This is a genomic window from Acidovorax sp. JMULE5 (assembly GCF_013376875.1).
Taxonomy (GTDB): domain Bacteria; phylum Pseudomonadota; class Gammaproteobacteria; order Burkholderiales; family Burkholderiaceae_C; genus Acidovorax; species Acidovorax facilis.
On record NZ_CP035951.1, the window covers coordinates 409399 to 430388 of the forward strand.

The window sequence follows — 20990 nt, forward strand, 5'->3', positions numbered from 1 at the left end:
CTTGGCTGTTTTTTGGCCGATTCTTGCAATCTGCTTTAGATGTAACACCTGCAACGCACAGCCATGTGGGGCTGGGGCGGCAGCGTTCCTGCGAAAATAGCAGGCTTTGCCCATTGCGGGGACCTGCTCCCTGACGCCCGCCACCCTTCGGGGGTGCCGGTGCCATGGACGCCTCAGATTGATGTACCAGCCCCACCGACTCAACAGCTCCAGACTTGTGCTTTTGCTCCAGCAATGGACGCAGGCGCACGGTGGTCCCGCGCGCCAGGATGTGGCGGAGCAGCTGAGCCAGTGGCTCAGTACCGTGGATGCGGTCAAGCTCAGCCGGGCGCTGCATGCTCTGGAGTCCAGCCAAACCCCGGCTGTCACTACGCTGGGGTGGGGGGCTGGGGCGGTGGATGTGCGCGCATTGCAGGCCAGCCTTGAGTCCACCCGGGCCGAGTTGACGGACTTGGTCACGGCCAAGGCCGCGCCCGCCAAACCCGTGCGAGAGCGTGCCGATAACACCCCTGTCGACGGCCCGAACCCCGAGGCCGGGGCAGATTTTGCAGTCCACGCGGCGCGTTATCTGGCGCTACAAAAGCAGATGGACGCCAGACTGGCTGCCTTGCGCGCGCTGATTCGGCAGAGCTTGTCGATGGGCCCCGAGGGCCTGCGTCGGCTGGCCCTGCTGGATGCGGTGATGGACCAGATGCTGGGTGCGCGTGAGCAAAGGCTGTGGGCGTCGCTACCCGGCCATCTGGAGCGGCGCCTGTTCCATCTGCGCGCAGCCCACCAGCAGCAGCTGGAGGCTGCGGGGCGAGACGATGAGCCGCAGCGCTGGGCGCTGCCGGGCGGCTGGTTGTTTGCGTTCGAGCAGGACCTGCGGGCGCTGCTGCTGGCCGAGCTGCAGGTGCGGCTGGAGCCCCTTGCGGGTTTGCTGGAAGCGGCGCAGAGCCATGACTCCCGTCCCCGCACCACCCACCGCCCCCCCACAACCATGAAGACCCCGGAACCGGTAACAGGAATGATCGAATGAACAAGAGTGTGATGGCCGCCATCTTTGCGGTGGGCCTGGCGGTGGTGGGCTGGGTGGGATGGGGATTTGTCGGGTCGAGCCCTCTGGCGCTGGCCATGACGGTGGTGATTGCTGCCGTCTACGTGGTGGGAGCCTATGAGCTGATGCAGTTCCGGGCCGCGACTTCGTCGCTGTCCATTGCGCTGGCCGGGCTGGGGCAGCAGCCCCTGGTGGACCTGGGTGGTTGGCTGGAGCGCATGCATTCGTCCTTGCGCAACCCGGTTCGCCAGCGGATCGACGGGGAGCGTGTGCCCCTGCCGGGGCCTGCGCTGGCGCCGTACCTGGTGGGGCTCCTGGTCATGCTGGGCATGCTGGGCACCTTTCTGGGCATGGTGGTCACCTTCAATGGCGCGGTGTTCGCACTGGAGGCCTCGTCCAGCCTGGAGTCGATCCGGGCGGCGCTGGCCGCGCCCATCAAGGGGCTGGGTCTGTCGTTTGGTACCTCGGTGGCCGGGGTGGCAGCGTCGGCCATGCTGGGGCTGATGTCCGCCCTGTGCCGCCGCGAACGGCTGGCAGCGTTGCGCATGCTGGATGCCCGCATCGCTAGTGATCTGCGCCCCTTCTCGGCAGCCCACCGGCGCCAGGAAATGTTCGAGGCCCTGCAGGCCCAGGCGCAGGCCATGCCGCTGATTGCAGAGCGCCTGCAAGGCCTGATGGAAGGGCTGGAGCGCCGCCACGAGCAGTTGAACGGCCAATTGCAAGACCAACAGCAGGTGTTTCACCGCGAGGCGGCAGCGGCCTACACCCAGCTGGCCACCACCGTGGGGGCATCCCTGCACGACAGCCTGGGCGCCAGCGCCCGCATGGCGGGTGAGACGATCCGCCCGGTGGTGGAGCAGGCCATGGCAACGCTGGCGCAAGAGGCTGAGCGCTCGCACCAGCGGCTGCGCGAGGCCACTGGCGTGCAGATGCACGCCCTCACGGCCCAATGGGAGGGCACGGCCCGCCAGGTGGCGGACACCTGGACGGAGGCCTTGAACCGCCACACGCAGACGCAAGACCAGCAGGCGGTGCAGTTGGGCAGCGCGCTGCAGTCCATCACGCAGACGCTAGAGCAGCGCACCACGAAGCTGCTAGCCACGTTGCAAGAGACTGTGGCCCAATCACAGGCGGCCCAACTGGCGGCCGACCAGCAGCGCCTTGCGGGCTGGAGCCTGTCCATGGAGGGCATGGCCAGCCGACTGGCGGAGCAATGGCAGCTTGCGGGTGAACAAACGGCGCAGCAGCAGCGCGGCGTCTGCCAGGCGCTCGAAGGCGCTGCCACCCAGCTCGACCAGTCACTGCAGACGGCATCGCAGGCCTTTGAGCAGCGCACCACGGCGCTGCTGGCCTCAATGCAAGAGACGGTGGCCCAATCACAGGCGGCCCAGTTGGCGGCCGACCAGCAGCGCCTTGCAGGCTGGAGCCGGTCCATGGAGGGCATGGCCAGCACACTGGCGGAGCGATGGCAACAGGTGGGCGAGCAAACCGCACAGCACCAGCAGGGCGTGTGCCTGGCGCTGGAAGGCGCTGCCACCCAGCTCGACCAGTCACTGCAGACGGCATCGCAGGCCTTCGAGCAGCGCACCACGGCGCTGCTGGCCTCGCTGGAACAGACGGTCGAGAAAACGCAGGCCGACCAGGCAGTGGCGGATCAGCAGCGCCTTGCGGGCTGGAGCCAGTCCATGGAGGGCATGGCCAGCCGACTGGCGGAGCAATGGCAGCAGGTGGGCGAGCAAACGGCGCAGCAGCAGCGCGGCGTGTGCCAGGCGCTGGAGGGCGTTGCGGCGCAGCTCACCGAGCGCATGACCGAGCAGGTCCACCATGCCCTGGGCGGTGCCGCCCGGTTGATGGACCAGTCGGACGCACTGTTGCACACCCGCATAGAGGCCGAAGCCCGATGGGCCGACACCCAGGCCCAGCGCATGGATGCGCTCGCGGGCGTGTGGCGCACGGAATTGGTGGCGCTGCGGGATGCCGAGGCGGCACGCGGCCAGGCCGCAGTGGAGCGGCTCGATGCGCTGCAGGCCGCTGTGGCCGGGCACCTGGCCACGCTGGGTTCTGCGCTGGAAGCCCCGCTCACGCGATTGCTGCAGACGGCGTCGGATGTGCCGCAGGCCGCGGCTGAGGTGATCACCCAGTTGCGCCAGGAGATGACCCACCTGAGCGAACGCGACAACGCGGCCCTGGCAGAACGCACGGCCATGATGGAGCAACTGGGTGTGTTGCTCCAATCGGTGAACGAAGCCGCCGGGCAGCAGCGTGCGGCCATTGAATCGCTGGTGGGGTCTGCGGCCTCGGTGCTGGAGCAGGCGGGGCAGGAGTTTGCCCAGGCGCTCGGCGCGCAGGCGGGCAAGGTCGATGAAGTGTCGGCACACGTGGCCGCCAGCGCGGTGGAGCTGTCGAGCCTGGGTGAGTCCTTTGGCCACGGCGTGGAGTTGTTCACGGCCAGTAACGAAAAGCTGATGGACAGCCTGCAGCGCATCGAAGGCGCCATTGGCCAGTCCATGAGTCGCAGCGATGAGCAGCTGGCCTACTACGTGGCACAGGCCCGCGAGGTGATCGATCTGAGCATTTCTTCGCAGCAGGGCATTGTGGAAGACCTGCGCCGCCTCAACGGGCAGATGGCCGCAGCGGTGCAGGGAGTCGCCGCGTGACCGGCCTGGACGACACGCTGGACGATGCCACCGAACAGACGGCCCCGGTGTGGGCCGTGTTCGGCGACCTCATGGCGGGCTTGCTGGGTGCGTTTGTGCTGATTCTGGTGGGCGTGCTGGTGGTGCAGATCGACCTGGTGGCCAGCCTCAAACAGGAAGTGGAAAAGCGGCAGATGGAAGAAAAACGCCGCATGACGCTGGAAAAAGCACTGGCAATTCCGCTGGCCAGCGGCCGCGTCACGGTCAATGAAGGCCGTATCGGCATCAGCGGCAGCGTGCTGTTTGCGGCAGGCTCTGCCGAGTTGCGCCCTGAAGGCCGGCAACTGCTCCAGAGTCTGGTGCAGCCGCTGCAGGTGTACCTGCGCGAACGTGACGAGATGCTGATGGTGAGTGGCTTTACCGACAACACCACGCTGCTGCAAGGGCGCCACCAGCGTTTTGCCGACAACCTGGAGCTGTCGGCCCAGCGCGCGTTGACCGTGACCCGCGCCCTGATCGAAGAGGACATGCCATCGTCCCAGGTGTTTGCTGCGGCCTTTGGCGCCGAGCAGCCGGTGGCCGACAACGCCGACGAAAAGGGGCGGGCACAGAACCGCCGCGTGGAGATGGCCCCCGTACCCCGCGCTGCCCAGGCCAAGTCCGCCCGCAATGAGTGAGCCGACCCTGGAGTCCCTGCGGGCCGAAGGCGCCCAGCACCACGACCCGGTGCGCTTTCGGTACCTGGAGGTGCTGGCCGCGCGCCTGCCTGCGCAGCCCCCCGCCGTACAGCAGGTGCTGGCCCGCAGGCTGCAGGCCGCATTGTTGGACTACGCCAGGCGCACCCGGACAACTCCCCGGCAGCCACTGGCCGCCACAGCGCCAGCCGGTGCACCATCTGCACTGGCGCAACTGAACCGCGATCTCAGTACCCGCGCCCAGGCCGACGCAGACAGCGTGCTGGTGGGCGGTGGCGCCAGCGTGTCGGACATGAAGAGCGTGCGCCGCTTCAGCGAAGTCTGGTCCAAGATTGCTGCGGAACAACAGGTGGCCCAGGCCTTCACGCGTGGGCCGGAAAACGCGGGGCCGTTGAATGCGCACCGCCTCATGCTGCGCTCCCTGGCCTTGATGCGGTCGCTGTCGCCGGACTACCTGCGGCATTTTTTATCGCAGATGGACAGCCTGCTGTGGCTGGAGCAAGCCGCTGCAAAGCCAGCCAGGGCACCCCTCAAGCCAGGTCGCGTGGCTCGCTCCTCCAAGCACTGAGTGAACAGGCTGCGACTGGGGAAGCCGGGTGCGCAGTTTTCAGACGCCGCGGTCGTCCGGCTGCACGGGGCGGATCGCCGTTTCCTCCAGCGCCTGGTCCATCAGCACAGTGACTTCTGCCGCTGGCACCATGGTACGGAAAGCACTCACGTGGGACCGCCCGATGTTGCCCAACGGCAGCCGTGCCAGCAGGTGCCCCAGGGGCACCAGGGCCAGCCGCAGCAGCTGGCCAGTGGTCTCGCGCGCATCTCCCAGTGCGAGGGCGTAGCGCAGCATGGCGGTGTGTGACCGCCAGTGCAGGGGCAATGAGGTCTGCCCCAGCACGTGGGCGGCCTCCAGCCAACGCCAGCGCTGGGCGGGGGGCGCGTCAGGCTGGCGGGCAAAGCTGGCCAGCAGGTGGTTGAACGCGGCGCGCCTGTGTAGCGCGGTGGGGGCGGTGCCCCCGGCGGCATGCTGCGCGGCCAGTTGGCGCCAGCGCCTTTGGCGGTGCCGGTAGAACACCTGGGCAAACAGGGCGCTCAGCGGCGTCATCAGCCAGGGCAGGTGGCGCGCAATCACCTCGATGTCATCGGTGTACAGCGTGCGGCCATCGGACAGGGGCTGCAGGGTGATGCGGTGGTCCCAGCGGCGCATGAGCACGCCTTCTCCGTTGTCGCGCAGCGTGGGCCAGCCGCCGCTCTGTGCAGCCGGCTCGATGGAGATGCGCACGGTCTGGGGGCCCATGGGCAGCACGCCCAGCAACCGCATGTGCAGCGCCAGCTCGCCGGGCGCCCAGTGCGTGGGCCATTCTGTGCCCCGTGCGGGGTGAAACTGGATGAGCGGCGCGGTGATGTGGCGGAACACAGCGGTGCTTTGCAGCTGCGCAGCCACCCATTCAGCCGGGGCGCTCAATGGGGTCGATAGATGCACGCGCATGGATCAGTGCCCTTGCGGTTGTGGCTGTGCGTTAGTGCTGGCCAGCTCTTGCCGCGCGTGGCGTATCACGCTCCTGCCGCCGCTGATGGCCAGGCCCGCCATGATGGCCGCCACCGCCAGATCAGGCCAGGCGGTGCCGGTGCCCAACACGCCCAGGGCAGCGCCCATCACCGCCAGGTTGCCTAGCGCATCGTTGCGGGTGCACAGCCACACGCCGCGCATGTTGGCGTCGCCCTCCCGGTAGGCGTAGAGCAGGGCGGCCACGCCCAGGTTGGCCGCCAGCGCCAGCAGGCCCACGCTGCCCATGGTGAAGGGCTCGGGCGGTGTGCCCTGCCACGCACCCCAGGCCACGCGCCCAATCACGAACACGCCAAACGCCAGCATGCTGGCCCCCTTGACCAGGGCGGCGCGCGCGCGCCAAGTGAGGGCCATGGCCAGCACCCACAGCGACAGGCCGTAGTTGGCGGCATCCCCCAAAAAATCGATGGCATCGGCCAGCAGTGATGCCGAGCCCGACTGGGTACCCGCCCCCAGCTCCACCACAAACATGGCAGCGTTGACGACAAGTGCTATCCACAAGATGCGGCGGTAGCGCGGGTCGGCGGCGGCAGGGCCAGTGGCGCAATGGTCGTCGTGGCAGTGGGCAGACATGGGGGGTTCTCCGTGCAGTTTTGAAAGCGATGGCATGATTGGAAACCTTGAAGTCACTTGAAGGTCAAGCCATGGATCAAAACGTTGTGCAGTTCCGCATTGGCGAGGCCGCCCTGCAGTCCGGGGTGTCTGCTGCCAACATCCGCTACTACGAGAAGGAGGGGCTTTTGCCCCCTGGCGTGCGGGGCGACAACAGCTACCGCCTGTACAGCGGCGCGGACGTGCACCAGCTGCGCTTCATCCGCCTTTGCCGTGCCATGGACATGTCGCTGCATGAAGTGCGCACCCTGTTAGCACTGGACTGGAGCCGCAAAGAAGACTGCGACGCCGCACGCGACACACTGGATGACCATCTGCAGCATGTGCGTGCCCGCCTGGCGGAGCTGCAGACGCTGGAGGCCGACCTGCTCGCGCTGCGCAACCGGTGCGACGGGACAGATGCCCACTGTCACATCATCGAAGCCCTGCACGCGCGTGCGGATGCGCAGCCCGCTGTGCCGTTCGCCACCGCTGCGGCAAAGCGGCATGTGTAGCCCGGTCTGCCGTGGGCGCTTGCAAGTACCAGCTTTCGCAAGGATGTGAGGAGCTGTTTCTTCTGTGTTTGAAATGCTATAAAAATAATAGCTGTTTGCGCTTGTCTATCAAGCGCTAGATGCCAAAAACATCGAAAATTTCTATGGCAGTCCACCGTCAACGCTCTCTGTGAGTGCCCCGCTATGATCCGACCATGATTTCGCGCTTGCCCGGCCTCTCCCTGCCCGAACGTGTGTGGAACACCGCGCGGCGCTGGGCGGTCGCCTGGTGGCGCATCTTGTATCTGGGGGCGGTGGTGCTGGTGCTGGTGCTGTCGCCGTCCAGTTATGGCAAGGGCACGCGCAGGGCGCTGGCACGCCACCTGTATCTCGACACCGCCCCGGTGCTGCTCGGCTTTACGGTGCTGGCTGCTTTGATCAGCCTGGTGCTCACGCGCATCGTGGTGGTCACGGCGCTCAGCTATGGCCTGTCGCGCTATGCGCTGGAGATGGTGATCCGCGTGCTGGTGCTGGAGTTGATCCCGCTCACGGCCGCGCTGTTCGTGGCCATGCGCTGCACCATCCCCAATGGCTCGCAGATCACGCGGCTGCGGCAGACCGGCCGGTTTGATGCCCTGCGCGCCCACGGCTCGGACCCGGTGCGCATAGAGCTTCTGCCGCGCGTGATCGCTGGAGTGTTCGCCTGCATCACGCTCGCCGCGCTCAGCTGTGTGGTGGCCCTGGTGCTGGCGTACCTGGGAGTGTATGGTTTCAACTTGGCGGGGCTGCCCAGCTACACCCGCATGTTTGGCCAGGTGTTCACGCCCAGCGTGACGATGGTGTTCGCGCTCAAGACCGTGTTCTTCAGCCTGGCCGTGGCGCTGATCCCCATGGCGGCAGGCCTGTACGACACGGGCGACCGTACCCAGCCCGATTCAGAGCTGGGCGGCCTGGCCCGCATGTTTGCCGTGCTGCTGATGATCGAGGTGGCCTCGCTCATGGGCAACTACTACTGACCGATGTCTGCTGACACCCGACTACCCCATTCCTTTACGGCGACCCACCTTCCGGCACCATGAACGACGAGAACCACAACGCCCGCCAAACGCCGCCCCCAGGGCCAGCCCCGGCTTCTCCTGCCACCGACGTGGCGCCCGTGGAAACCCTGCGCCCGGTGGCTTACCTGGAGATCAAGGCGGCGGCGTTGCTGCTGTTCACGTTGGCCCTCATCGTCGGGTCGGGCCTGTACCTGCTGTATGCGCGTGGTGCGTTCGAGCCCACGCAGACCCTGGTGCTGACGGCCGACGACTCTGAAGGCGTGGTGGTGGGCATGGACATGACGTTCTCGGGTTTCCCCATTGGCCGCGTGCGCCGTATCGAACTGGCCGAAACCGGCAACGCCCGCATCATCGTGGACGTGCCCCGCAAGGACGCGCACTGGCTGCGTGAATCCAGCGTGTTCACCCTGGTGCGGGGCATTGTGGGTGGCACCAATATCCGCGCCTACACCGGCATGCTGAACGACAAGCTCCTGCCCGATGGTGCCGTGCGCCCCGTGCTGCGTGGCGACGCCACCGCCGAAATCCCGCAGCTCATGGCCTCGGCGCGCGAACTGCTGTCTAACCTCAATGCGCTCACGGCGCAGGACGCTGCCCTGGGCAGCAGCCTGACCAATGTGCAGGCGCTCACCGAACGCCTCAATGGCCCTGGCGGCATGCTGGGAGTGCTGATGGGCAATGAGGCCGACGGGAAGAAAATTGTAGCCACGCTCGACCGCACCAATGCCCTGCTGGCGCGCCTGGATGGCATGGCGGCGCGGGCTGACAAACAGGTATTTGGTGCCGAAGGCAGCAAGGAAGCGCTGGTACCTGAGGTGCGCGCCACCGTGGCCCAGCTCAATGGCTTGTTGGCCGACACCCGCACCAGCCTGAAAAAGGTGGATGCGGTGCTGGTGGAGGCCCAGGCCATTGGCGCCAATGCCCGCGAAGCCACCACCGACCTGGGCGCCTTGCGCGCCGAGGTGGAAAGCAATCTGCGCAAGGTAGAAAGCCTGGTCAACGACATCAACCGCAAATGGCCTTTTGCGCGGGATACGGAACTCAAGCTGCCATGAAGCCCTTTTCAGTTTTTGCATGCCCTTCGAAGCCCATGCACCTGGCTTGGCCACTGCGGGTGTCATTGCTGGGAGCTGTGGTGGTTGCGGCGGCGTTGTTGTCCGCATGCTCCAGCAAACCTCCCGTGCCCGACTGGCAGATGAACGCCCAAGGCTCAGCCCAGAAGGCCCTCGAAGCCTATCTGTCGGGCAACCCCCGCGTGGAGCAGCTCGAATGGGAACGTGCCCGGGCTGAAGTGGCCCGCACGGGCCGCCCAGACTTGCTCGCCCGCCTGGAACTGATGCGCTGCGCCGCGCAGGTCGCCAGCTTGGTGCCTGGCCCCTGCGAGCGCTTTGAACCGCTGCGCGCCGACGCCGCCGCGCCCGAGCGCGCTTATGCCGACTATCTGGGGGGGCGAGTACAGCCCCAGGACGTGGGCTTGCTGCCCGAAGCGCAGCGCAAGGTGGCTGCATCGGGCGATGCATCTGCGTTGCCCGCTTTGGAAGACCCGCTGTCGCGCCTCGTGGCGGCTGGGGTGCTGTTTCAGTCGGGGCGCGCCAGCCCGGCGGTGATCGCTATCGCTGCTAACACAGCCTCTGCCCAGGGCTGGCGCAGACCGTTGATGGCCTGGCTCAGTGTGCAGGCGCAACGCGCTGAAGCTGCGGGCGACCAACAAGCCACTGCTGCGCTGCGTCGGCGCATTGCCATCGTGGAGCAGGGTGCGCCTCAGCGCTGAGGCGCGAACGGCTAGCGCAGGCGTGCCTGCAATTGCGTTTCGATGTGTTCCCGCTCCAGTGCAAACTGCTGGGCGGTGATCTCATTGGCTTCGTATTTGCGGGCGGTGGATAACAACAGCACCGTGTTTTCCAGACGCGTGTCTTGTTGCAACGAGGGCGGCAGGGCGGTCAGGCGGTCAAAACTCTGCTTGTAGAGTTCGCTCCAGCTCAGCGCCCCGGCCTGGGCCTGGGCGCGCGCACCGTCATGCCAGCGCGCGAATTCTTCAAGGGAGCCATCCCTCGGGCTGGTGCATCCCCCCATCGCCACCAGCAGCGCTGTCGCCGCCACAGGCCGCGCGAAGAAGCTAGCAGAAAAAAGGCTTGCAGAGATTCGAAAACGTGTGGTCACGATCGTCCTCCATTCTGGATTGCCACCGAAAATCCCGGTGCGCAGCGCCAGATGGTACTCCGATGCTATGCTTTTTGCTACCCATGGCGAGTAGGCGTGCTAAACCACTCCACCTCATGCACAAGGTCACTCAAACAGACTGGAGGGAAAGATCTGGTCCAAACCAATGGGCAAAAGCGGCATCGAATCCACCGACTGCACGGTCACATCGGGCATCAACAACGATGCCGCCGCCAGTACCGCAAGCACAACCGTGCCGGCAAACGCAGCGAGGGCGCGGGTTCCGGGTGTCAAGGGGTGGCGCTTCATGGCGGATCCTTTGTCAAAAAGGTGGGAGTCCCAATGAGCTCCCGGGTCAGCCTCAATGGCTGGTGGAGAGGATTTCAGCAAAACGCGCGGTCAGCGTCTGTCAGACAAGTGCGATATCCGCAGATGACCCCGGTTTGTTGCCTTTGGTTGCAAGTCATTCAGAAGCTTGGTTGTGCTCAGATGTTCCGTAGAGCGAGCATGCGCATGACACTAGGAGTCCAGCGTGGTCCTTGTCCCACCGCGCTGCACCTGGCAGGAGTCCAAAGACGGAAGCCAATCGGCCGAAGCCGGCGCTGGCGTAGAGCGCATGGGCGCGAACTTGAATGGGTGACGGGGGTAGGTTGTTGCCAGCGCTGCCCGCCCCTGCGGCGAAATGGCAAGAACCTCTGCTTTTTGCTCCTTGGCTCGCACATCGGGAAGCTGCACCTCTACGAGCTGAGCAGCCGCCAGCACCCGAAGCTTGTCAACGTCGCAGGGCTTCTCGATCATCATGGGCAGCTTGCTCTGTGCAAGGACGAACAGTAGCTCCATGGGCATAGGTGCACTCCTTTTGGGTGGAGTCATTTATTGTGAAGAGTGCGCCGCGGCGTGACAACCAATCACACGTTTTGCAACAAATCGGCGGGCTTGGTCCAACCGCTCCCGGCATTTCGCGAGGCGGGAAGGAGGCGCTGAAAGCGCTCCGTGTCATTTGATAGGCCGAAACGAAAAAAGCGCCCCGAAGGACGCTTTTTTGATTTTTGGCGGAGAGGGCGGGATTCGAACCCGCGGTGGGGATTAGCCCACACACGCTTTCCAGGCGTGCGACTTAAACCGCTCATCCACCTCTCCGAAGCCCTCGATTATAGCCATAGGAAAAGGGATATCTGGGCTGACGGTAGCCGTTGCCTCGAAAAAAGCTTTGCTTGCGCTCAGGCCGCTTTCTGTGGAGCTTGCACCATCTTCATCGCCGACCCGATCAGCGCAGACACCTCCGTCATGTTGCTCGGCACGATAAGTGTGGTGTTGGAGTCTGCTGCCACCTGGCTGTAGGCCTCCACGGCCTTCTCGGCCACCTTGAGCTGTACAGCCTGTTCGCCACCGGGTTGGCGGATGGCCGAGGCCACACGCTCGATGGCCTGGGCGTTGGCTTCGGCCACGGCCTTGATCGATTCTGCCTCGCCCTGGGCCTTGTTGATGACGGCCTGCTTTTCGCCCTCGGATCGGGCGATGAAGGCCTCGCGTTCGCCGGTGGCGATGTTGATCTGTTCCTGGCGGCGGCCTTCAGAGGCGGCGATCAGCGCGCGTTTTTCGCGTTCTGCAGTGATCTGGGCCTGCATGGCGTGCAGGATTTCCTTGGGTGGTGTCAGGTCCTTGATTTCATAGCGCAGCACTTTCACGCCCCAGTTGAGGGCAGCTTCGTCGATGGCCTGCACGACCTGGGCGTTGATGATGTCGCGCTCTTCAAAGGTTTTGTCCAGCTCCAGCTTGCCGATGACCGAGCGCAGCGAGGTCTGCGCCAGCTGCGTCACCGCCATGATGTAGTTGCTGGAGCCGTAGCTGGCGCGCATGGGGTCGGTCACCTGAAAGTACAGGATGCCGTCCACTTGAAGCTGGGTGTTGTCGCGCGTGATGCAAACCTGGCTGGGCACGTCGAGCGGGATTTCCTTGAGGCTGTGTTTGTAGGCGACCTTGTCGACAAAAGGTACCAGGAAGTTCAGTCCCGGTGTGAGCGTGCCCGCGTACTTGCCCAGGCGCTCTTTGACCCAGGCATTTTGCTGGGGCACGACCTTGACGGACCGCGCGATGAAAATGACGGCAATGATGAGAATGACGATGGCAATTTCCATGAGAAGCCTCTTTTTCGTTGTTGATCTGTGAAGGTGAGCGACAGCGGGATTTTTAGAGAGGGTCTACCAGCAGGCGATTGCCCACCAGTTCAGCAACCCGGTGCATGCCCGTGGAGGGGGTGACTCCGGGACGGTGGATGGCTGTCCAGGTGGCACCCCGGTACTTCACGGTGGTGGTGCCATCAGCGTTCCAGCCCTCGATGAGAATGGTTTCGCCCACGTCCATGTTCACACTGCGATCCGCACGGGCAGAGGGATCTCCGGGCCGCTTTTTCTTGAGGTAGTACCAGCCCACCACTGCGCCACCGCCCACAACAGCCGCTGCCACGATCTGCGCGGTAATTGGCAACCCCAGATGGGCCGCCAGGGCCGCTGCCACTAGGCCAATGGCCACCATGAGCAGATAGAACGTACCGGTGAGCAGCTCTGCAACGACCACAGCCCCCGCTGCGAGCCACCAGATGGTGGATTCCTCCATAGCCAACTCCTTGTTGTGGTTGTGTTTAGTGCACCACATTCTGGGACAAAAGGGTTGCAGGTCAAAGGCGCGTCAAGGTTATTCCTTACACTTCGCGCCTATTTCGTTTTTTGGCCGGGCAGGGCACGGTTGCACGGAGGCTGCGCATGAAGTTTCGCTTTCCCATCATCATCATCGATGAAGACTATCGTTCCGAGAACACCTCGGGCCTCGGTATCCGCGCGCTGGCGCAGGCTATCGAGTCCGAGGGTTTCGAGGTGGTTGGCGTCACCAGCTATGGTGACCTGTCGCAGTTTGCCCAGCAGCAAAGCCGCGCCAGCGCATTCATCTTGTCCATCGACGATGAGGAATTTACGGTGGGTGAGGGGCTGGACCCCATCGTGCTGAGCCTGCGCAACTTCATCGGTGAAGTGCGGCGCAAGAACACCGAAGTGCCCATCTATGTGCACGGCGAGACCAAGACCAGCCGCCACCTGCCCAACGACATCCTGCGCGAGCTGCATGGCTTCATCCACATGTTCGAGGACACCCCCGAATTTGTGGCGCGCCACATCATCCGCGAGGCCAAGAGCTATCTCGAAAGCGTGCAGCCCCCATTCTTCAAGGCACTGCTCGACTACGCTGAAGACGGCTCCTACAGCTGGCACTGCCCCGGCCACTCCGGCGGCGTGGCGTTCCTGAAGAGCCCTGTGGGCCAGATGTACCACCAGTTCTACGGCGAGAACATGCTGCGTGCCGACGTCTGCAACGCGGTGGAAGAACTGGGCCAGCTGCTGGACCACAACGGTGCCATTGGTGAATCGGAGCGCAACGCCGCGCGTATCTTCAACGCCGACCACTGCTTCTTCGTGACCAACGGCACGTCCACATCGAACAAGATGGTGTGGCACCACACGGTGGCGCCGGGCGACGTGGTGGTGGTGGACCGCAACTGCCACAAGTCCATCCTGCACAGCATCATCATGACCGGGGCGATCCCCGTGTTCATGAAGCCCACGCGCAACCATTTCGGCATCATCGGCCCTATCCCGCAAAGCGAGTTCGAGCCTGCCGCCATCCAGGCCAAGATCAAGGCCAACCCGCTGCTCAAGGGCGTGGATGCGAAAAAGGTCAAGCCGCGCGTGCTCACGCTCACGCAGTCCACCTACGACGGCGTGCTCTACAACACCGAGACCATCAAGGGCATGCTCGACGGCTACGTGGACAACCTGCACTTTGACGAGGCCTGGCTGCCGCACGCGGCCTTCCACCCGTTTTATGGCAGCTACCACGCCATGGGCAAGAAGCGCACGCGCCCCAAGCATTCCGTGACATACGCGACGCAGTCCATCCACAAGCTGCTGGCCGGCATCAGCCAGGCCAGCCATGTGCTGGTGCAGGATTCGCAGACCACCAAGCTGGATCGCCACCTCTTCAACGAGGCCTACCTGATGCACACCAGCACCAGCCCGCAGTACAGCATCATCGCCAGCTGCGACGTGGCCGCCGCCATGATGGAGCCTCCCGGCGGTACGGCTCTGGTGGAAGAAAGTTTGCTCGAAGCGCTGGACTTTCGCCGTGCCATGCGCCAGGTGGAGCACGACTTTGGCAAGAACGACTGGTGGTTCAAGGTTTGGGGCCCTGAAAAGCTCGTGGACGAAGGCCTGGGCCGCGCCGAGGACTGGATCATCCGCAGCGATGGCAAGGGCAAGAAGAACGCCAGCAAGTGGCACGGCTTCGGCCAACTGGCCGACGGCTTCAACATGCTGGACCCGATCAAGTCCACCATCGTCACACCGGGCCTGAACCTGGACGGCAAGTTCGACAAGACCGGCATTCCCGCGTCCATCGTTACCAAGTACCTGGCCGAGCACGGCGTGGTGGTCGAGAAGACCGGCCTGTACAGCTTCTTCATCATGTTCACCATCGGCATCACCAAGGGCCGCTGGAACACGCTGTTGACGGCGCTGCAGCAGTTCAAGGACGACTACGAGAAGAACCAGCCCATGTGGCGCATCCTTCCCGAGTTCTGCCAGCAGCACAAACGTTACGAGCGCATGGGCCTGAAGGACCTGTGCCAGCACGTGCATGAGATGTACGCCAAGTACGACATCGCGCGCCTGACGACCGAGATGTACCTGTCGGACCTGACGCCCGCCATGAAGCCCTCGGACGCCTACGCGCACATCGCCCACCGCCAGACCGAGCGCGTGGAGATCGACCACCTGGAAGGCCGCATCACCGTGGGCCTGGTCACGCCCTACCCACCGGGCATTCCGCTCTTGATCCCTGGCGAGGTTTTCAACAAGAAGATCGTGGACTACCTCAAGTTCGCGCGCGAGTTTGCCAAGCTGTGCCCGGGCTTCGAGACCGACATCCACGGCCTGGTGGAAGTGGAAGACGAGAACGGCCAGGTGCGCTACTACGCCGACTGCGTGGCAGAGCAAGGCAAGACCGGCAAGAACCCCAAGCCCCTGGCCACCGCCCAGAACCTGGTGCAGGTGGGTGACGACGGGCCTTACGGGCGCAACGTGTAAGCACGTCTTCGCGCTGGTGTGTGGGTGCACCAGCGTCTCAAAAATCGCTCCCCCGGCATGGCTGGCGGAGCGATTTTTTTGTGCATTTGAATCCGCTGTTGTGGTGCTGCCGTATTGACTGTCAGCCGCGTGGTTTTCATGCGGTGACGACTGTCTTCACACACCTCTCAGGAGATTCTCATGACCCTTCGATTCAACGCCCGCCTCGCCACCATCGCCTTCACCGCAGCCATGGCCGCTGCCGCAATGCCTGCCATGGCGCAGGTCATGGTGGGCGGTGCGCCCATGCTGGCCAGCAAGGACATCATCGACAACGCCGTGAACTCCAAGGACCACACCACGCTGGTGGCCGCTGTGAAGGCTGCGGGCCTGGTCGAAACGCTCAAGGGCCCCGGTCCCTTCACCGTGTTTGCGCCCACCAATGCGGCATTTGCCGCATTGCCCGCCGGCACGGTGGACACGCTGCTCAAGCCCGAGAGCAAGCCCACCCTGACCAAGGTGCTCACCTACCACGTGGTCGCGGGCAAGTACGACGCTGCTGCGTTGTCCAAGATGATTGCAGACGGCAAAGGCATGGCCAGCCTCAAGACGGTGGCGGGCGGTACGCTCACCGCCAAGGCCAGCGGCAATGCCGTCATGGTGACGGACGAAAAGGGCGGTACGGCTACGGTGACGATTGCTGACGTGTACCAGTCCAACGGCGTGATCCACGTGGTGGACAAGGTCCTGTTGCCTAACTGATTGAGCAACGGATGGGGGGGGGCTGCCCGTCCGCTGTCCATGGCCGCCGCATCGCAGGGCCGGGATTGGCCAGAGGTTGCTGTGGTCCCGTCAGCGGGCCAGCGGCATGTCGTCCCGCACACGCACAAAACTCGCGAAGCGCGGCAGGCCCCCGTCGTGGGTGCCGCGAAACCGGTACGTCACCCAGCTGCCCACAGGTGGCGGGTCAGCCCGCTGCGCATCGCTGAAACCCGCCCCCAGCCGGAAACGCTGGCCAGAGGGCATTTCCACCAGCAGGGCTCCCATGCGGCCGGCGTGGCGGCCCTTGCCAGGCAGGTGGGCGACCACGCGCGCTTCCGTGTCTTCGTGGGTCTTGACCTTGACCAGGTCGTCGCTGCGGCCAGATTGGTAGAGCGAGCTGCCCCGGTGCAGCATCAGGCCTTCGCCGCCCGCCCGCACCGTGCGTTGCAACAGGGCCTGCAGGGCAGCATCGTTTTCGATGCGCTTTTGGGGCACCGCCTGGACCCAAGGCTGGTTGATCTGCATCACCACGGCATTGAGCGACCGCAGCCGTTCGTCAAACATGCCGCCGTGCCGGGGCAGGTCAAACACCATGAAGCGCATCTGGCGCCAGGCCGCCTCACGAGGCTGCTGTTGGCGCGTGGTGGACTGGGCGTGCGCAAAGCGCCCGCGTCCGGCCCACAGCTCTCCGTCCATGGGGGTGTTGGGCCACCCGGCGGTGAACCAGGCGGGGGCCATCACCGTTTCGCCGCCCCGCGTGCGCAGCGTGTGGCCGTCCCAGTAGCCACGCACACCGTCGTATTTTTCGCTGACCCAATAGTTGGCCAGCGGCATGCCGGGCCGGTACACATTGGCCAGCAACAGGGCAGGGGCATCTGCTGCGTGCGTGGGCAGCGCAGTGAAACTCAGCCACGCCAGCCAGTGCCTGCGGAGCATTTGCTATTAAATATATAGCTACCCGCGCTTTTTCAATAAGCGCTAGGGCCTGTTTTGATCTGAATTTTTGACGACAATCAGACCTGGTCTGCGCTCAGGCCCGCTGTCTGGCTGAAGCCGCCGTCCACGTAGGTGATCTCGGCCGTCATGCCCGAGGCCAGGTCGGACAGCAGGAAGGCTGCCACATTGCCCACGTCTTCAATCGTGACATTGCGGCGCAGGGGGGATGCATCGGCCACGCGGCTCAGCAGCTTGCCAAAGTCCTTGATGCCGCTGGCGGCCAGGGTCTTGATGGGGCCGGCGCTGATGCCGTTGGCGCGGATGCTGCGGCCGTCTTCGGTGCGGCCAACGGCCTCGGCCAGGTAGCGCACGCTGGCTTCCAGGCTGGCCTTGGCCAGGCCCATGGTGTTGTAGTTGGGGATGGAGCGCAGCGCGCCCAGGTAGCTCAGCGTCAGCAGCGACGACTTGTCGTTCAGGTAGGGAAGGGCGGCCTTGGCCATGGCGGGAAAGCTGTAGGCGCTGATGTCGTGGGCGATGCGGAAACCCTCGCGCGAAAGGCCTTCGAGGAAATTGCCGGCAATCGCCTCGCGGGGGGCGAAGCCGATGCTGTGCACAAATCCGTCGAATTGGGGCCAGGTCTGCGACAGCTCGGCAAACATGCGATCGATCTGCTCGTCGCTGCCCACGTCACAGTCAAAGATCAGCTTGGAGTCGAACTCGGCCGCAAAGTCGGTGATGCGGTCCTTGAAGCGCTCGCCCACGTAGCTGAACGCCAGTTCGGCTCCCTGTGCGCGGCAGGCCTTGGCAATGCCGTAGGCGATGGAGCGGTTGGACAAAACACCCGTGATGAGCAGCTTCTTGCCGGTCAGAAAACCCATGTTCAATCTCCTTTTGGAATGGCGAAATGTCGGCGGGCGGCCTGGCGCATGTGGGTATGCGCGATCTGCAGCGGGGCCCGGCGAACGTAGTGCAGAATTGTCGCATGCGGTTTTGGCTGACTTTTTTGCTGATGGGGTGTGCGGTTCCTGCATGGGCTGCACACGGGTACGCCCTGTGGGGCGAGCCGCGTTATCCCGCCGGGTTTGCGCATTTTGCGTATGTGAACCCAGATGCGCCCAAAGGCGGCGAGCTGCGGCTGGTCAGCAACCTGCGGGTTTCCACCTTCGACAAATACAACCCGTTCACCATCAAGGGCAACGCGCCAGCATATTTGTCGTCGCTGATGTTCGATTCGCTGCTCGCCGGTTCGATGGACGAAACCGCCACCGGTTATGGTCTGCTGGCCGAAGATGTGGCAGTTGCCCCCGATGGTTTGTCCGCCACCTTCCGCCTGCGGCCGGAGGCGCGTTTTCACAACGGCAAGCCCGTGCTGGCGCAGGACGTGAAGCACAGCTACGACACGCTGGTGGGCCCCTTCACATCCCCTGCCTACAAGACGCTGCTGATCGAGGTGGCGGGCGTGGATGTGATCAACGACCGCACCGTGCGTTACCGCTTCAAGCTGCCCAATCGCGAGCTGCCCCTCACCGTGGGTGGCCTGCCGGTGTTCAGCCGCGACTGGGGCGTCGAGAACGGCAAGGCCAAGCCGTTTGACCAGGTGGTGATGGATATTCCCATCGGCAGTGGCCCCTACAAAATCGGCCCGGTGCGTTTTGGCAAGGACATCACCTATGTGCGCGACCCGCAGTACTGGGCGCGCGACCTGAACGTGCGCAAGGGCACGGCCAATTTCGACAACATCCTTGTCAAGATCTACAAGGACAACACTGCGCGGCTGGAGGCCCTCAAGGCGGGCGAGTTTGACCTCATGCGGTTTTTCAGCGCGGGCGACTGGGCCCGACGTGTTACGGGCAAGAAGTTCGATACGGGTGAACTCGTCAAGGGCGAGTTTGTGCACAAGCTCCCCTCGGGTTTTCAGAGCTATGTGCTCAACACCCGCCGGCCTTTGCTGCAGGATGCGCGCGTGCGCGAGGCCCTGGGCCTGGCCATGGACTACGAGTGGATGAACCGCCAGATGTTCTATGGCGCTTACCAGCGGGTGAACGGCCTGTTTGGCAACACGGCGTGCGAAACCAAGGGCAGTCCCTCGCCCGAGGAGCTTGCGCTGATGGAGCCCTACCGCAAGGACATTCCGGCTGCCGCGTTTGGCCCGATGACGGTGCCCCCGCGCACGGATGGCGATTCCTCACTGCGGGCCAACCTGCGGCGGGCGCAGGCTTTGCTCAAGGAAGCGGGCTGGGAGGTGCGCGACGGTGCCCTGCGCAACGCCAAGGGCGAGGCCATGGTGCTCGAATACATGGACAGCAATGAAGGCGGCGTGCGCACTATCACCCCCTGGATGCGCAATCTCGAAAAGATTGGTGTCACCTTGCGATTTCGGTCAGTAGACTTTGCGCTGTACCAGCAGCGTCTGCAGAAGTTCGACTTCGACATTACCTCGATTGCCTACCAGGGCACCAACAACCCGGGCCAGGAGTTTGCCGACATGTTTGGCAGCCAGGCGGCCGACGTGGAGGATTCCGGCAACTTTGCGGGCGTCAAGAACCCGGCGGTGGACGCGATGATCAAGGCCATGACCTCTGCCAAGACCGAGGCGCAACTGCTTCCCGCCTGCCACGCCCTGGAGCGCATCATTGCGCACAGCCACTACCTCATTCCGCAGTGGACGGCGGGCACACACCGCATGGCCTACAACGCCTGGCGGCTGGCACGGCCGGCCACGGTGCCGGCTTACGCCAGCGGCGAAGGGTGGGTCATCGACACGTGGTGGGCGCGCAAATGATGCCCCCACGCTCCGCCGTTGCACGGGTCGCTGCCCCCCAAGGGGGCTGGCCTTGCTTGGGGCGGCCCGGCGCGGCGGCCGGCCGCACTGCGACAAGTCCTAGGGGTTGACTCCATATGTTTGCCTACATTCTCAAACGTGTCTTGCTCATGCTGCCCACGCTGCTGGGCGTGCTCTTGCTGACCTTTGTGGTGATCCAGTTCGTGCCGGGCGGCCCGGTGGAGCAGTACATGGCCGAGGCCAAGGCCGGTGTGGGCGGTGGCGGCGCCGAGGGGGGCGGCCTGAGCTACCGGGGCGCGCAGGGTGTTGACCCCAAGCGGCTGGAGCAGATCAAGGCGCTGTACGGCTTTGACAAACCTGCCCATGAGCGCTTCCTGCAGATGCTGGGACAGTTCGCGAGGTTTGATCTGGGCAAGAGCTTTTTCCAGAACAAGGATGTGTGGCAACTGGTGAAGGAGAAACTGCCGGTTTCCATCAGCCTGGGCCTGTGGACTTTTTTCATCAGCTACCTCGTCGCCGTGCCATTGGGCGTGGCCAAGGCGGTGCGAGCCGGGTCACGCTTTGATCTGGTGACCACGCTGCTCATTTTGGTGGGCTATGCCATTCCCGGCTTTGTGCTGGGCGTGGCGCTGCTGGTCATTTTTGGTGGGCAGTTGCAGTGGTTCCCACTGCGGGGGCTCACTTCGGCCAACTGGGATGAAATGACCTGGGGCGCGCGCATCGTGGACTATCTGTGGCACATCACGCTGCCCGTCACGGCCATGGTGCTGGGCAGTTTTGCTGTGACGGCCATGCTGACCAAGAACGCGTTCCTCGAAGAAATCCGCAAGCAGTATGTGCTCACCGCCCGCGCCAAGGGCTTGAGCGAGCGGCAGGTGCTGTGGAAGCATGTGTTCCGCAATGCGCTTATTCCCATCGTCACCGGCTTTCCAGCTGCGTTCATCGGTGCTTTTTTTGCGGGCTCGCTGCTCATCGAAACCCTGTTCTCGCTGGATGGGCTGGGCTTGCTCAGCTATGAGAGTGTGATCCGTCGCGACTACCCGGTGGTGCTGGGCACCTTGTATCTGTTCACACTGATCGGGCTGGTCACCAAGCTCGTCAGCGACCTTTGTTATGTGTGGGTGGACCCGCGCGTGAAGTTTGACTAGCCCGAACGAATCCATGGCCC

At 64.3% G+C, this 20990-nt stretch carries 21 protein-coding genes and 1 tRNA gene; 12 read left to right on the forward strand and 10 right to left on the reverse strand.

What is annotated here, in order from left to right; all coding sequences use genetic code 11:
* The first annotated feature begins 181 nt into the window (after window positions 1-181).
* The 4 genes from EXV95_RS01970 to EXV95_RS01985 are packed head-to-tail and all read left to right on the forward strand — an operon-like array spanning window position 182 to window position 4935.
* A complete protein-coding gene (locus EXV95_RS01970; RefSeq protein ID WP_176885617.1) occupies window positions 182-1018 on the forward strand; it encodes a DUF3348 family protein in 837 nt (278 codons plus the stop codon).
* Window positions 1015-3693 (forward strand): DUF802 domain-containing protein, encoded by a 2679-nt coding sequence (locus EXV95_RS01975; protein WP_176885618.1) that lies wholly within the window; start codon window positions 1015-1017, stop codon window positions 3691-3693. Before EXV95_RS01970 ends, EXV95_RS01975 begins: the two co-directional genes overlap by 4 nt.
* Window positions 3690-4349: an OmpA family protein gene (locus EXV95_RS01980; RefSeq protein ID WP_176885619.1), complete on the forward strand. Its 660-nt coding sequence runs from the start codon at window positions 3690-3692 to the stop codon at window positions 4347-4349. Before EXV95_RS01975 ends, EXV95_RS01980 begins: the two co-directional genes overlap by 4 nt.
* Complete coding sequence (locus tag EXV95_RS01985) at window positions 4342-4935, forward strand: DUF2894 domain-containing protein (RefSeq protein WP_176885620.1); 594 nt, start codon at window positions 4342-4344, stop codon at window positions 4933-4935. The genes EXV95_RS01980 and EXV95_RS01985 overlap by 8 nt, the downstream gene beginning before the upstream one ends.
* A 39-nt stretch (window positions 4936-4974) precedes the next feature.
* Here EXV95_RS01985 and EXV95_RS25110 read toward each other — a convergent pair whose 3' ends face one another.
* Both EXV95_RS25110 and EXV95_RS01995 read right to left on the reverse strand, forming a co-directional pair.
* Window positions 4975-5850: a DUF3703 domain-containing protein gene (locus tag EXV95_RS25110; RefSeq protein ID WP_176885621.1), complete on the reverse strand. Its 876-nt coding sequence runs from the start codon at window positions 5848-5850 to the stop codon at window positions 4975-4977.
* Between the two features lie 3 nt (window positions 5851-5853).
* On the reverse strand, window positions 5854-6501 hold the full coding sequence (locus tag EXV95_RS01995) for a cation transporter (RefSeq protein WP_176885622.1): 648 nt from the start codon (window positions 6499-6501) through the stop codon (window positions 5854-5856).
* A gap of 71 nt (window positions 6502-6572) precedes the next feature.
* Between EXV95_RS01995 and EXV95_RS02000 the strand changes: the two genes are divergently transcribed.
* The 4 genes from EXV95_RS02000 (at window position 6573) to EXV95_RS02015 (ending at window position 9842) form a co-directional block, all read left to right on the forward strand.
* Window positions 6573-7034 carry a Cd(II)/Pb(II)-responsive transcriptional regulator gene (locus EXV95_RS02000; RefSeq protein WP_176885623.1) on the forward strand — a complete coding sequence of 154 codons (462 nt, stop codon included), beginning with the start codon at window positions 6573-6575 and terminating at the stop codon, window positions 7032-7034.
* A 194-nt stretch (window positions 7035-7228) separates the two neighbouring features.
* Window positions 7229-8029, forward strand: coding sequence for an ABC transporter permease (locus tag EXV95_RS02005; protein ID WP_055393443.1), 801 nt, complete (start codon window positions 7229-7231; stop codon window positions 8027-8029).
* Between the two features lie 59 nt (window positions 8030-8088).
* Window positions 8089-9126, forward strand: a complete 1038-nt coding sequence (locus EXV95_RS02010; RefSeq protein ID WP_176885624.1) for an MlaD family protein — start codon at window positions 8089-8091, stop codon at window positions 9124-9126.
* A 35-nt stretch (window positions 9127-9161) separates the two neighbouring features.
* Complete coding sequence (locus EXV95_RS02015) at window positions 9162-9842, forward strand: hypothetical protein (protein WP_176885625.1); 681 nt, start codon at window positions 9162-9164, stop codon at window positions 9840-9842.
* A gap of 11 nt (window positions 9843-9853) precedes the next feature.
* On the opposite strand, the gene EXV95_RS02020 is transcribed toward EXV95_RS02015, so the two are convergent.
* The 6 genes from EXV95_RS02020 to EXV95_RS02045 all read right to left on the reverse strand — a co-directional run bounded on the left by EXV95_RS02020 (window position 9854) and on the right by EXV95_RS02045 (window position 12847).
* Complete coding sequence (locus tag EXV95_RS02020; protein ID WP_255484887.1) at window positions 9854-10231, reverse strand: hypothetical protein; 378 nt, start codon at window positions 10229-10231, stop codon at window positions 9854-9856.
* 126 nt (window positions 10232-10357) lie between these two features.
* Window positions 10358-10540, reverse strand: a complete 183-nt coding sequence (locus tag EXV95_RS02025) for a hypothetical protein (protein WP_176885626.1) — start codon at window positions 10538-10540, stop codon at window positions 10358-10360.
* Window positions 10541-10750: 210 nt separating this feature from the next.
* A complete protein-coding gene (locus EXV95_RS02030; RefSeq protein ID WP_176885627.1) occupies window positions 10751-11077 on the reverse strand; it encodes a hypothetical protein in 327 nt (108 codons plus the stop codon).
* A 204-nt stretch (window positions 11078-11281) separates the two neighbouring features.
* Window positions 11282-11371, reverse strand: a tRNA-Ser gene (locus EXV95_RS02035).
* A gap of 80 nt (window positions 11372-11451) precedes the next feature.
* Window positions 11452-12369, reverse strand: a complete 918-nt coding sequence (locus tag EXV95_RS02040; RefSeq protein WP_176885628.1) for an SPFH domain-containing protein — start codon at window positions 12367-12369, stop codon at window positions 11452-11454.
* Between the two features lie 52 nt (window positions 12370-12421).
* On the reverse strand, window positions 12422-12847 hold the full coding sequence (locus EXV95_RS02045) for an NfeD family protein (RefSeq protein WP_176885629.1): 426 nt from the start codon (window positions 12845-12847) through the stop codon (window positions 12422-12424).
* Between the two features lie 146 nt (window positions 12848-12993).
* Between EXV95_RS02045 and EXV95_RS02050 the strand changes: the two genes are divergently transcribed.
* Window positions 12994-15363 (forward strand): arginine/lysine/ornithine decarboxylase, encoded by a 2370-nt coding sequence (locus EXV95_RS02050; RefSeq protein WP_176885630.1) that lies wholly within the window; start codon window positions 12994-12996, stop codon window positions 15361-15363.
* 180 nt (window positions 15364-15543) lie between these two features.
* The gene (locus tag EXV95_RS02055; protein ID WP_121419720.1) at window positions 15544-16104 is read left to right on the forward strand and encodes a fasciclin domain-containing protein; all 561 of its coding nucleotides are present in this window, start codon (window positions 15544-15546) and stop codon (window positions 16102-16104) included.
* Window positions 16105-16194: 90 nt separating this feature from the next.
* On the opposite strand, the gene EXV95_RS02060 is transcribed toward EXV95_RS02055, so the two are convergent.
* Window positions 16195-17040 (reverse strand): DNA ligase, encoded by an 846-nt coding sequence (locus EXV95_RS02060; RefSeq protein WP_176885631.1) that lies wholly within the window; start codon window positions 17038-17040, stop codon window positions 16195-16197.
* Between the two features lie 77 nt (window positions 17041-17117).
* The gene (gene fabI / locus EXV95_RS02065) at window positions 17118-17918 is read right to left on the reverse strand and encodes an enoyl-ACP reductase FabI (RefSeq protein WP_176885632.1); all 801 of its coding nucleotides are present in this window, start codon (window positions 17916-17918) and stop codon (window positions 17118-17120) included.
* A gap of 104 nt (window positions 17919-18022) precedes the next feature.
* Between fabI and EXV95_RS02070 the strand changes: the two genes are divergently transcribed.
* On the forward strand, window positions 18023-19822 hold the full coding sequence (locus EXV95_RS02070) for an extracellular solute-binding protein (RefSeq protein ID WP_176885633.1): 1800 nt from the start codon (window positions 18023-18025) through the stop codon (window positions 19820-19822).
* Between the two features lie 116 nt (window positions 19823-19938).
* Window positions 19939-20970 carry a microcin C ABC transporter permease YejB gene (locus tag EXV95_RS02075; RefSeq protein WP_055401810.1) on the forward strand — a complete coding sequence of 344 codons (1032 nt, stop codon included), beginning with the start codon at window positions 19939-19941 and terminating at the stop codon, window positions 20968-20970.
* The last annotated feature ends 20 nt before the right edge of the window (window positions 20971-20990 follow it).